The following is a 13,031-nucleotide window of genomic DNA, read 5'->3' on the forward strand; positions in this document are numbered from 1 at the left end:
TTTTATTAAAAGTCACCCGTTTATTCTGGTGACTTTTTTTTAATTAATATGAGCTAAAATCCTATTATTCGAATATAAAAAAATTGGTCAGTCGGCAAAATTTAAATATTATTCTTTAAATTAAGTGTTATTTATACATTTATTAGAAATAGAATCTTATATTTGTTAATAATCAAATATCGAATGTCAGTCTTTGAAATCAATCTGATATTTTAAATCAATTATAATGAAAAGAATCCTGTTTTCCTTATCAGTCTTCATCTGCGTATTCTCTTCCGCACAGAATTTCAAATATCCGTTCCAGAACCCCAGACTTCCTGTTGAACAAAGAATTGAAAATCTTCTCGGATTATTGACGGTTGATGAAAAAATCGGGATGATGATGGACAATTCCAAAGCAGTTCCGAGGTTGGATATTCCCGGTTACGGTTGGTGGAACGAGGCACTTCACGGTGTTGCAAGAGCAGGAACAGCTACGGTTTTTCCGCAGGCAATCGGAATGGCGGCAACCTGGGATGTTCCGGAACATCTCAAAACGTTTGAAATGATTTCCGATGAAGCCAGAGCAAAATATAATAGATCTTTTGATGAATCTCAAAAAACCGGACGCTACGAAGGACTTACATTCTGGACACCAAACATCAATATTTTCCGCGATCCGAGATGGGGAAGAGGTCAGGAAACTTATGGTGAGGATCCTTATCTGACTTCAGTTTTAGGTGTTGCAGCCGTAAAAGGTTTGCAGGGAAACGATCCGAAATATTTTAAAACGCACGCCTGCGCCAAACATTTTGCCGTTCACAGCGGTCCGGAATGGAACCGACACTCTTACAACGCCGAAGTTTCCAAAAGAGATTTATACGAAACCTATCTTCCGGCTTTCAAAGCATTGGTTCTGGAAGGAAATGTAAGGGAAGTGATGTGCGCGTATAATGCATTCGACGGTCAACCTTGCTGTGCAAACAATACTTTACTGACAGAAATTCTTCGCGGAAAATGGAACTACGATGGAATGGTCGTTTCCGATTGTTGGGCATTGGCAGATTTCTACCAGAAACAGTACCACGGAACACATCCTGACGAAAAAAGTACCGCCGCAGACGCCCTGAAACATTCTACAGATCTGGAGTGTGGCGACACGTATAATAATTTAAATAAATCTCTCGCAAGCGGATTAATCACCGAGAAAGACCTCGATATTTCGATGCGAAGAATTCTGAAAGGTTGGTTTGAATTAGGAATGCTCGACCCAAAATCTTCCGTTCACTGGAACTCCATTCCATATTCAGTTGTTGATTCTGAAGAGCATAAAAAACAGGCTTTAAAAATGGCTCAGAAATCTATTGTTCTGATGAAAAATGAGAATAATATTTTGCCTTTAAATAAAAATATCAAAAAAATTGCTGTTGTCGGTCCAAACGCTGATGACGGATTGATGCAGTTGGGAAATTATAACGGAACACCTTCATCCATCGTAACGATTTTGGACGGTATCAAAACCAAATTTCCAAACGCAGAAATTATTTATGAAAAAGGAACTGAAGTCGCAGACCCATCTTCCAGAACTTCGCTTTACCAAAACTTTTTAAGCCAGAAAAAAGGCGAAAAAGGAATGAAAGTAGCGTTTTTCAACAATAATGAATCCAAAGGAACTCCCGCTAATGTTTCTGTCAACAAAAGCGGAATCAATTACAACAGTTTTGGCGGAACTCAGCTCGCCCCGAATGTCGGAAGAGAAAATACATCGGCTATTATTTCCGGCGTTTTCAAAAGCCCTTACACGGGCGATGTAATTCTTTCGCCATCAACTTCCGATGTTTACACACTTTTTGTTGACGGTAAAGAAATCGCCACCAGAAAAGGTCCAGACGCAAGACATCCTTCAGAATTTCCTGTAAAAATGGAAACAGGCAAGGAATACAATATTGAATTACGTCACACCCAAAAAGGAAAATATGTAAGCATCACTTTTGATGTCTACAGAAAAGATCCTGTTAATTTTGCTGCAGTAAAGGAAAAAGTGAAAGATGCGGACGTTATTGTCTTCGCGGGCGGACTTTCTCCAAGTCTGGAAGGCGAAGAAATGATGGTGAACGCAGAAGGTTTCAAAGGCGGCGATAAAACGTCTATCGACCTTCCGAAAGTTCAGCGTGAATTGCTGGCTGAACTAAGAAAAACAGGAAAACCTGTCGTTTTTGTCCTTAGTACGGGAAGTTCATTGGGTTTAGCGCAGGATGAAAAAAATTATGATGCGTTGATTAATGCTTGGTATGGCGGACAATCCGGCGGAACTGCCGTTGCAGACGTTTTGGCGGGAGATTACAATCCGTCCGGAAGATTACCGATTACATTCTATAAAAATCTGGAACAGCTTGATAATAATTTGTCTACAACCAGCAAACATCAGGGTTTTGAAAACTATGATATGCAGGGAAGAACCTATCGTTATATCACGGAAAAGCCATTGTATGCTTTCGGTCACGGGTTGAGTTATTCAAAATTTGCTTACGGAAATGCTAGGCTGAACAAAAATACCATCAATGCTAATGAAAATCTGACGATTACAATTCCTGTTACCAATAATTCGGAAAGAGATGGTGAGGAAGTGATTCAGATTTATGTCAAAAGAAACAATGATACATCAGCCCCTGTAAAGACTTTGAGAGCCTTTGAAAGGGTTTTGATTAAATCTAAGGAAACAAAAAATATTCAATTAACGATTTCTAAAGATTCATTTAAATTTTATGATGAAAAAGTAGATGACTTAGCTCCAAAAGCAGGAGATTACACGATTTTCTACGGCGGAACTTCCGATGAATCCGGATTGAAAAGCCTTCAATTGAAAGTAAACTAATCTTTACTGTTAAAACTAATTTTAAATTAACCGCAAATCGAAGATTCGGCAGAGCTAAAAGAGGCAAAAAATTAGACTTCAAAAGTCTGCAAAATAAAAAATCAAAGATTTTTTTTAAGCTTATGTGTTCTTTTTTATATCCAAATATTAAGCTTAAAAAATAAAGTACTGAAATCTTTTGTGCCTTTTGTGGTTAGAAAAACTGTCTAAAAATCAATCAATGAAAACAAAAACCAAAATATTCACAACCGCTATTTCGCTAAGTGTTGCATTTTTTTCAGCCCAAAATAAAACTATCAAAACCCATTTCCTCGATTTGGACGGAACTACTACCAACATCAAAATCCAGCCCACGATGTACGGGATTTTCTTCGAAGACATCAACTTTGCGGCAGACGGCGGATTGTATGCAGAACTGATTAAAAACCGAAGTTTCGAGTTTGATGAACCGTTGACAGGCTGGAAACAACCCAACACAAAAACACTTTCTCCAAACTTGGATTCCGGTTTTTTAACAATTATAACCGACAAATCCAAATCCAATAAAAATTATGCAAGAATTACGGTTTGGAATGATAAAAATTATATTCTTGAGAACGAAGGTTTCAGAGGAATTGGTTTGCATCAAGGGGAGAAATATGACTTAAGTTTCAATTTAGAAAGCATTTCAGGCAATATTTCTGCCATCAATACAAGCCTGATTGATGAAAACGGAACAGTGATTTCTTCAGTTTCTACAATCATCAAAGGCGGAGGCTGGCAAAAATATAATGCTGTTTTCGCACCTTCCAAAACTGTTGAAAAAGCTAAACTTCAGATCACTTTTACCGGAAAAGGCGTTGTGAATATGGATATGATTTCACTATTTCCTCAAGATACCTGGAAAGGCAGAAAAGGTGGTTTAAGAAAAGATTTGGTTCAAAAATTATATGATTTACAACCCGGATTTTTACGTTTTCCTGGTGGCTGTATCGTGGAAGGAAGAACGTTGGCAGAACGTTACCAATGGAAAAAAACGGTTGGTAAAGTGGAAGACCGGGAAAATCTGATTAATAAATGGAACAACGGATTTGCCCATCGTCTTACGCCGGATTATTGGCAGTCTTTCGGACTTGGATTTTTTGAATATTTCCAGCTTGCGGAAGATTTAGGCGCAGAACCGCTTCCGATTTTAAGCTGCGGAATGGCCTGTCAGTTCAATACAGCCGAACTTGTAAAAATGGAGGATTTGGATCCTTACATTCAGGATGCTTTGGATCTGATTGAATTTGCAAACGGCGATTCCAACACGAAATGGGGAAAAATTCGTACTGAAATGGGACATCCTACGCCTTTCAATATGAAATACATCGGCGTCGGAAACGAGCAGTGGGGCGCAGATTATATTGAACGTTACAAAGTTTTTGAAAAAGCGATTCACGCCAAATATCCCGATGTCAAAATCATTTCCGGAAGCGGGCCGTCTCCCGATGGCGAATTTTTCGATTACGGCTGGAAAGAGCTTAAAAAACTGAATGCACAAATCGTCGATGAACATTATTACAATTCTCCGGAATGGTTCTTAAAAAATGCAGATAGATACGATAAATACGATAGAAGAGGACCAAAAGTTTTCGCCGGAGAATATGCCGCACAATCGGTTGGCGTTGTAAAACCTGACAATAAAAATAACTGGTTGACCGCACTTTCAGAAGCCGCTTTTATGACCGGACTGGAACGCAACGCAGATGTTGTGACAATGACTTCTTATGCACCGCTTTTCGCCCACGCAGAAGGTTGGCAATGGACGCCGGATTTAATTTGGTTCAATAATTTAAAATCTTACGCTACTCCGAATTATTACGTTCAGAAATTATTCTCCAACAACAAAGGAACGGATTTAATTAAAATCTCAGAAAACGGAAAACCGTTGAAAGGGGAGGATAATCTCTATGCATCGGCAGTTCGTGACCTTAAAAAGGAAGAAACTATTATTAAAATTGTTAATGCTAATTCTGAGGGAACCTCAGTTGAAATCAACCCGAAAAATAGTAAAATGGGCAGTCAATTCACCAAAATTGTACTGACTTCTGCAGGACTTTCCGATGAAAATAATTTCCAATCAGAAACCATTACACCAAAAGAGGAAACGCAGGCCATTAAAAAAGGAAAGATTTCTGTTGAAATTCCCGCAAATTCTTTAGTTGTTTTGAAAATAAAATAGCTTCAAAACACCGTAAATAAAGGAAAATTTAAAATTAAGTGTAAATATTACATTTATTTAAAATAGAATCTTATATTTGTTTTAGCTCTTAAACAGAAAACGAGAGAATTCTTTAAGGTAAATGAAAACTTAATGAAAAATCTTTGTAGAATATAATCCATTGCATCGGTTATTTTAAAAAGAGCTAAAAACAAATAATCAAAATAAATCACTTTCGTTAATGAAAAAATACGTTATCGGCTTAGACTACGGAACAGACTCCGTTCGGGCCGTTTTGATTGATACGGAAAACGGGGCAGAACTGGCAACTTCCGTAAGCTATTACCAAAGATGGAAAGAAGGAAAATTCTGCAAGCCGGAAGAAAATCAATTTCGTCAGCATCCGCTAGACCACATCGAAGGTTTGGAAAAAACCATTTCAACCCTTGTCAAGGAAAGTGGCGTTGCGCCGGAAAATATCGCCAGTATTTGTATTGATACGACAGGTTCGTCACCGCTTCCCGTGAATAAGGATGGAATTGCCTTGTCACTTTTGCCTGAATTTTCAGAAAATCCCAATGCAATGATGGTGCTGTGGAAAGACCATACTTCCATCAACGAAGCCGAAGAAATCAACCATCTGGCAAGAAACTGGGGTGGCGAAGATTATACAAAATTTGAAGGTGGAATCTATTCTTCCGAATGGTTTTGGGCAAAAATTCTTCACATCAACAAAGATGAAGCGGTGAAAAATGCCGCATACAGCTGGATGGAGCATTGCGATTACCTCACATTTTTACTTTCCGACAACCAGGATTTAGCAACTTTTAAAAGAAGCCGTTGTGCAGCCGGTCACAAAGCAATGTGGCACGAATCGTGGGACGGACTTCCTTCCAAAGAGTTTCTCGGTCAGCTGGATTCTTCACTGGCAGAACTTCGTGACAGGCTGTACGATAAAACCTACACGTCCGATGAAGTTGCCGGAAATCTGAACGAAGAATGGGCAACAAAATTAGGCTTAACGACCAATACGGTAATTGCTGTCGGAACTTTCGACGCTCATTCAGGAGCGGTGGGAGCAAAAGTAGAGGAGAATACACTAATCAGAATTATGGGAACGTCAACCTGCGATATTATGGTGGCTCCCAACGAAATCATCGGCGACAAAACAGTTAAAGGAATCTGCGGACAGGTCGATGGTTCTGTAATTCCTGGGTTGATGGGGCTGGAAGCGGGGCAATCTGCATTTGGTGACGTTCTGGCTTGGTACAAAGACATTCTGACCTGGCCTACACACAATATTTTGATGAATTCCAATGTCATTGATGAAAATCAAAAACAGTTGCTGAAAGAAGAAATAGAAAACAATCTTATTCGCAATCTCACTTTGGAAGCGGAAAAAATTCCACTTTCGGAGGTGGTTCCGGTTGCTTTGGATTGGATTAACGGACGAAGAACACCAGACGCCAATCAGGAACTGAAAATGGCGATTAGCAACCTTTCATTGGGAACAAAAGCACCACATATTTTCAAAGCTTTGGTGAATGCCATTTGCTTTGGAGCAAAAAAAATCGTTGACCGTTTCGAAGAAGAAGGCGTAAAAATCGAAAAAGTGATAGGAATTGGTGGCGTTGCCAGAAAATCCCCTTTTATTATGCAGACTTTGGGCAACGTTCTTAATATGCCGATTGTTGTTGCAGCTTCAGATCAGGCTCCGGCTTTGGGTGCAGCCATTTATGCGGCCGTTGCGGCTGGAATTTATCCGACTGTTCAGGAAGCAAGCCAAAAAATGGGTTCCGATTTCGAAGCAGAATATTTCCCACAGGCTGAAAAGGTAGAAAAATATGCAGAATTTATGAAACAATATCAGATTCTAGCAGATTTCACAGAAAATAATATCAAGTCTAAGAAAAAGTTGACAGTTGACAGTTTATAATTGATAGGAATTAATAAAAACAGCTCCGTAGGAGCGCCCTGTTAATAGCAAATATGTAAACATTATCATCACAAAGAGAGCCTCGTAGAGGCGACCTGTTAAATATTTACATTAAGTGGAACAACCGTCAACAAGCCGGGCTGCGTGCAATTCGACGTTTAAAACTTGAATAAGATTATTCAATAGAGGCGGGTTTTAGCCCGTCTACAAAAGAACGAAAACAAATTCGGCTTTAGCCGAAACGTAAATTTTGGCTAAAGCCAAATGAAAATCAAAAATAAGACATCGGGCTAAAGCCTGACGCAATTGAAAAATAAATATTTGATTCTTAAATCAATAATATTTCAATCATTAATAAAATAAAAATGAGCATCTATAAAGAATTAAAACGAGAATGTTACGAAGCCAATATGCAGCTCGAAGCATTGAAGCTGGTCGTTTACACATTCGGAAATGTAAGCGCTGTCGACCGTGACAAAGGAATCTTTGCCATCAAACCGAGCGGTGTTCCTTACGAATTATTGAAGCCGGAAGACATCGTGATTTTAGATTACGATGTCAATGTGGTAGAAGGAAATTTAAGACCGTCTTCCGATACCAAAACCCACGCTTATCTTTATAAAAACTGGGAAAACATCGGTGGAATCTCACATACACACGCCATCTATTCCGTAGCTTGGGCACAGGCACAGCTAGACATCCCGATTTTCGGAACGACCCACGCAGACCATCTGACAACAGATATTCCTTGCGCACCGCCGATGCGAGACGATTTAATCGAAGGAAACTACGAATACAACACCGGAATCCAGATTCTGGATTGTTTCAAAGAAAAGAATTTGTCTTACGAAGAAGTGGAAATGGTACTCATCGGAAATCACGGACCGTTCACCTGGGGAAAAAATGCTGAAAAAGCCGTTTACAACAGCAAAGTCCTCGAAACCATCGCTGAAATGGCTTATCTCACAAGGCAAATTAATCCGAATGCGCCGCGTTTGAAAGATTCATTAATCAAAAAACATTACGAACGGAAACACGGCAAAAACGCCTATTACGGACAATAATAGAATTAAATAAAGTCTGTCATTCTGAACGAAACGTAGTGTAGTGAAGAATCTCAATTATCAACAGAGATTCTTCGTTCCTCGGAATGACAAAACAAAATAATAAAGACTATCAACAATCAACCAACAACATCAACTAAAAAATATGTTAACACCTCTCAATACGAAAGAAATCTGGTTCATCACCGGAAGCCAGCATTTATACGGCCCTGAAACATTAGCCCAGGTTGCGGAACATTCAGCGAAAATCGTGGAAGCTTTAAACGCTTCTTCACAGATTTCTGTGAAAGTCGTTTTGAAGCCAACCGTAAAAACGACAGAAGAAATTTTTGAAACACTTACAGCTGCCAACTTTGCAAAAGATTGTATCGGAATCGTAACCTGGATGCACACGTTTTCACCCGCAAAAATGTGGATTCGTGGACTGACCGCATTACAAAAGCCAATGTTGCATCTTCATACGCAATTCAACCAGGATATTCCGTGGTCTACGATGGATATGGATTTTATGAACCTGAATCAGGCTGCGCACGGCGACCGTGAATTCGGATTTATGGTAAGCCGTCTGCGCAAAAACAGAAAAGTAGTCGTAGGACATTGGGCTGAAGAAAGAGTTCAGAAACAGATTGGAGAATGGACTAGAGTTGCCGCAGGCTGGGATGATTGGCAAGGTGCAAAATTCGCCCGTTTTGGTGATAATATGAGATTTGTAGCCGTTACGGATGGCGATAAAGTGGAAGCGGAAACCAAATTTGGTTTTTCGGTAAACACTTGGGGAATCGGAGATTTGGTGAGCGTTGTCAACTCGATTGGCGATGGCGAAATCAAAACCTTAATTGAAGAATATGAAGCTTCATACAAAATGGCAGAATCCCTTCTTTCCGGAGGTTCAAACAGAAAATCTCTGGAAGTTGCCGCAAGAATTGAATTAGGTTTGGAAAAATTTCTAAAAGACGGAAATTTCAAAGGTTTCTCTGATACTTTCGAAGATCTTCACGGATTGGAACAATTGCCTGGAATTGCCGTTCAAAGATTAATGGAAAAGGGTTACGGATTTGCCGGAGAAGGCGATTGGAAAACTGCCGCTTTGGTTCGTGCAATGAAAACAATGGGACAAGGTTTGGATGGCGGAAACGCCTTTATGGAAGATTATACGTATCATTTAAATCCTTCCAATCCTTCGATTTTAGGTTCACATATGTTGGAAGTTGACCCTGTTTTGGCGATTGACAAACCTTCTTGTGAAATTCATCCATTGGGAATTGGCGGAAAAGCTGACCCGGTTCGTCTGGTTTTCAATTCGAGAGGAAATATCGATTCTTTAAATGCCGCTTTGATGGATTTCGGAAATCATTTCAGACTATTAATCAACAAAACAAAAGCGTTGGAAATCACCAAAGAATTGCCAAAACTTCCGGTTGCGAGAGTCCTCTGGAAACCGCTTCCTGACCTGTACACAGCAGCTGAGGCGTGGATTTTGGCAGGTGGAGCGCATCACACGTGTTACAGTGAGAATATCAGCGTGGAACAGTTGGAAGATTTTGCGGAGATTGCAGGTATCGAATCGCTTGTTATTGATGAAGATACCAAAATCCGTGATTTTAAGAACACGCTTCGCTGGAATGAAATATATTATCGTTAAACTTGCAAAACTTCTAAAAAATGAGAAAAACAAGTATCAACCTGATAATTCTTTTTGCCGTTTTATGTATTTTCGGGTGCAATAAAAAAGAAAATCAATCAAAAACTCAACCGGAAACAATGGAAAACATACAGGTTTCAGATTATGGAGTCACGTCAAAAGGCGATTCCATCAAAAAATATACTTTGACCAACAAAAACGGGATGAAGCTGGAAGTCATTAACTTCGGTGGAATTATCACTTCACTTACCGCTCCCGACAAGAACGGAAAATACGAAGATGTCGTTTTAGGATTTACAAAGCCTGAAGATTATTTCAACGGAAATCCTTACTATTTTGGAGCATTGATTGGCCGTTACGGAAACAGAATTGCCAATGCCAAATTTACATTGGAAGGCAAATCGTATGACATCGACAAAAATGACGGACCAAACAGTCTTCACGGCGGAAAAGAAGGGTTTCATACCAAATTCTGGAATATTGAACCAGTGAAAGATACAAAATTCCCGACTTTGAAACTGACTTACACCAGCGCAGACGGTGAAGAAGGCTATCCTGGAAAATTAACGACAACCGTTTTGTATACTTTGACAGATGATAATGCTTTGGAAATTTCTTACGAAGCGGAAACCGATAAACCGACTGTTGTCAATCTTACCCAGCATTCGTATTTCAATCTTTCAGGGAATTTTTCAAAAGCCATTCTTGACCACGAATTGCAGATTAATGCGGATAAATTTACACCAGTTAATGAAACTCTAATTCCTACAGGTGAGCAAAAAGCGGTGAAGGGAAGCGCATTTGATTTCACAGTTTCAAAAGCGATTGGAAAAGATATCAATGCTGATGACGACCAACTGAAAAAAGGAAAAGGTTACGACCACAATTGGATTCTGAACGGAAGCGGATTGAGAAGCATTGCCAAAGTTTATCATCCTGAATCAGGAAGAGTAATGGAAGTTTTGACCGATGAACCGGGCGTTCAGTTCTATTCAGGAAACTTTTTGGATGGAAAATTCGATACCAAAACAGGTGGGAAAAATGAATTCAGAACAGGTTTTTGCTTGGAAACCCAGCATTTTCCGGATTCTCCAAATCAGACTTCTTTCCCTTCTACAGAACTGAAGCCGGGAGAGAAATACCAGTCGAAAACAATTTACAAATTCTCAGTTAAACAATAAAGTATGGGAAATTTAGCAACTATTGATATCATCATATTTCTGATTTATTTTGTGGTGGTCGCCGGTTACGGAATCTGGATTTATAACAGAAAAAAGTCCGCAGCAACAGGCAGTAAAGATTATTTCCTGGCGGAAGGCTCACTCACTTGGTGGGCGATTGGAGCAAGTTTGATTGCATCTAACATCTCAGCGGAACAGTTCATCGGGATGTCCGGTGAAGGATTTTTCGTGGGGGTAGCGGTGGCAGCTTACGAATGGATTGCAGCATTGGCGCTCATCATTATTGCCATTTGGTTCATTCCGATTTATCTTAAAAATAAAATCTACACTATGCCGCAATTTCTGGAAACCCGTTACAACAAATCGGTTTCCCTGATTATGGCGGTGTTCTGGCTGTTTTTATATGTGATTGTCAACCTGACTTCCATTCTTTATTTGGGTGCTTTGGCAATCGATACTTTATTGGGTGGCGGTCATCTTCATATCATTATGATTGGATTGCTTCTAATGGCATTATTAATAGGTCTTGGCGGTATGAAAGTAATCGGTTACACCGACGTAATTCAGGTAGCGGTTTTGATTATCGGAGGTTTTGCTACGGTTTATATGGCGCTACAGATTGTTGACCAAAGAATCAACGGAGCGGCTGTAGGAAATGCTTTTGCAGGTTTTCAGACCTTGATGAACGAAGCACCGCAACATTTCAAATTAATGCTTGAAAAACCGGTTAAGACAACAACGACTTTAGCAATGCCTGAAAATCTGGATGTTCAGAAATATGTGGTTTTACCGGGATTGGCAATGTATTTTGCAGGACAGTGGATTGTTAATTTAAATTATTGGGGTTGTAACCAGTACATCACGCAAAGAGCTTTGGGAGCTGATTTGAAAACAGCAAGAACCGGGATTTTATTCGCAGGATTCCTTAAATTATTTATGCCGATTATCGTAATGCTTCCAGGAATTGCAGCTTACGTTTTGTATACAAAAGGTCACTTACCTGGCTTTAACGGAGTGAAAGACGGAGCATATTCTGCAATATTAGGATTTTTGCCGGTTGGTCTGAAAGGTCTTGCTGTAGCGGCTTTGACGGCGGCAATTGTTGCTTCTTTGGCAGGGAAAGTCAACAGTATCTCAACGATTTTCACATTAGACATTTATAAAAAATATTTAAAGTCTGATGCAACGGAAATCCAAATGGTGAGAACCGGAAGATGGGCAATTATTATAGCAATGTTCGTTGCTTTGGCATTTACTTGGACCGATGCTTTGGGAATCGGTGGTGAAGGTGGTTTTACCTTTATTCAGAAATATACAGGATTTATCAGTCCGGGTGTTTTTGCGATGTTCCTTTTGGGAATGTTCTGGAAAAGAACAACTGGAACTGCAGCTTTGGTGGGCGTAATTTTAGGATTCGTTCTGGCGATTTTCTTCAACAGTTTTGCTGTGGAAATTTTCGGAAAAGAAACCTGGTTATACACAGCTTTCACCTATGAAAAACTGGAAAATGGCGTAGTTCATACGATTACCGAAATTCCGTTCCTGATTAATATGGGTTGGTCATTCTTCTTCACGGTTCTGACGATGGTTGGAATAAGTCTTGCCGGTCCGAAAGTGAACCCGAAAGCATTTGCCATCGATGCATCAATGTTCAAAGTGGACAACAGAACATTGGTTTTAATTGTTGTAACATTACTTTTATTGACTGCACTTTACGTGAGATTCTGGTAAATTTAAGGTATTATAAAAAGGATGTCATTGAGGTAGTCATGGTCGGAAAAAAAATCCGGCCATTTTTTATGTTTTGGTTTTAAAAACTTTTGTAGGGTCTCCTCCTGCAAAAACGATTAAAATAGCCGTAATCATATCTCGAAGTTCCATTGTTATTCGTCTTTTTGCGGTTTTGTACCCCAGATTATTTGTTTTTTTATAAATTAACAGAAGCATCGAAGCAATCATGGTCATATAAACCATCACTTCAATACCGTTTTTATTGAGGGAAACAAGATGGCTTAAATTCAGTTCCTGTTTCATAAACCTGAAGAACACCTCAATATCCCAGCGTTTTCTGTAATAATCGGCAATCTCTTTTGCCGAAAGTTCAAATTCGTTACTCAGGAACCAAAATTCTTTATCTGTTTTTTCATTTTTTACGACTACCAGCCTAAATTC

General features: G+C 39.4%; 8 protein-coding genes. 7 read left to right on the forward strand and 1 reads right to left on the reverse strand.

The window, feature by feature from the left end; translation table 11 throughout:
• Positions 1-226 precede the first annotated feature (226 nt).
• The 7 genes from DRF58_RS11290 to DRF58_RS11320 all read left to right on the forward strand — a co-directional run bounded on the left by DRF58_RS11290 (position 227) and on the right by DRF58_RS11320 (position 12,590).
• Positions 227-2,854: a glycoside hydrolase family 3 C-terminal domain-containing protein gene (locus DRF58_RS11290; RefSeq protein ID WP_116035521.1), complete on the forward strand. Its 2,628-nt coding sequence runs from the start codon at positions 227-229 to the stop codon at positions 2,852-2,854.
• 220 nt (positions 2,855-3,074) lie between these two features.
• Entirely contained in the window at positions 3,075-5,057 is a 1,983-nt protein-coding gene (locus DRF58_RS11295; protein WP_116035523.1) for an alpha-L-arabinofuranosidase C-terminal domain-containing protein, read from the forward strand.
• A gap of 220 nt (positions 5,058-5,277) precedes the next feature.
• On the forward strand, positions 5,278-6,972 hold the full coding sequence (locus DRF58_RS11300) for a ribulokinase (RefSeq protein ID WP_116035525.1): 1,695 nt from the start codon (positions 5,278-5,280) through the stop codon (positions 6,970-6,972).
• 365 nt (positions 6,973-7,337) lie between these two features.
• Positions 7,338-8,036, forward strand: coding sequence for an L-ribulose-5-phosphate 4-epimerase (locus DRF58_RS11305; protein WP_116035526.1), 699 nt, complete (start codon positions 7,338-7,340; stop codon positions 8,034-8,036).
• A 145-nt stretch (positions 8,037-8,181) separates the two neighbouring features.
• Entirely contained in the window at positions 8,182-9,678 is a 1,497-nt protein-coding gene (gene araA / locus DRF58_RS11310; protein WP_116035528.1) for an L-arabinose isomerase, read from the forward strand.
• Between the two features lie 20 nt (positions 9,679-9,698).
• Positions 9,699-10,859, forward strand: a complete 1,161-nt coding sequence (locus tag DRF58_RS11315) for an aldose epimerase family protein (protein WP_116035530.1) — start codon at positions 9,699-9,701, stop codon at positions 10,857-10,859.
• Positions 10,860-10,862: 3 nt separating this feature from the next.
• On the forward strand, positions 10,863-12,590 hold the full coding sequence (locus DRF58_RS11320) for a sodium:solute symporter family transporter (RefSeq protein WP_116035532.1): 1,728 nt from the start codon (positions 10,863-10,865) through the stop codon (positions 12,588-12,590).
• A gap of 66 nt (positions 12,591-12,656) precedes the next feature.
• Here DRF58_RS11320 and DRF58_RS11325 read toward each other — a convergent pair.
• A partial coding sequence (locus DRF58_RS11325; protein WP_133296998.1) for a transposase occupies positions 12,657-13,031 on the reverse strand: 375 nt, incomplete at its 5' end.

The organism is Epilithonimonas hispanica (assembly GCF_003385395.1).
Lineage (GTDB): Bacteria > Bacteroidota > Bacteroidia > Flavobacteriales > Weeksellaceae > Epilithonimonas > Epilithonimonas hispanica.

Coding starts and splice junctions, on each gene's coding strand:
- DRF58_RS11315 (WP_116035530.1), top strand. CDS start 9,699: ATGAGAAAAACAAGTATCAACCTGATAATTCTTTTTGCCGTTTTATGT.
- DRF58_RS11320 (WP_116035532.1), top strand. CDS start 10,863: ATGGGAAATTTAGCAACTATTGATATCATCATATTTCTGATTTATTTT.
- DRF58_RS11295 (WP_116035523.1), top strand. CDS start 3,075: ATGAAAACAAAAACCAAAATATTCACAACCGCTATTTCGCTAAGTGTT.
- DRF58_RS11305 (WP_116035526.1), top strand. CDS start 7,338: ATGAGCATCTATAAAGAATTAAAACGAGAATGTTACGAAGCCAATATG.
- araA (WP_116035528.1), top strand. CDS start 8,182: ATGTTAACACCTCTCAATACGAAAGAAATCTGGTTCATCACCGGAAGC.
- DRF58_RS11290 (WP_116035521.1), top strand. CDS start 227: ATGAAAAGAATCCTGTTTTCCTTATCAGTCTTCATCTGCGTATTCTCT.
- DRF58_RS11300 (WP_116035525.1), top strand. CDS start 5,278: ATGAAAAAATACGTTATCGGCTTAGACTACGGAACAGACTCCGTTCGG.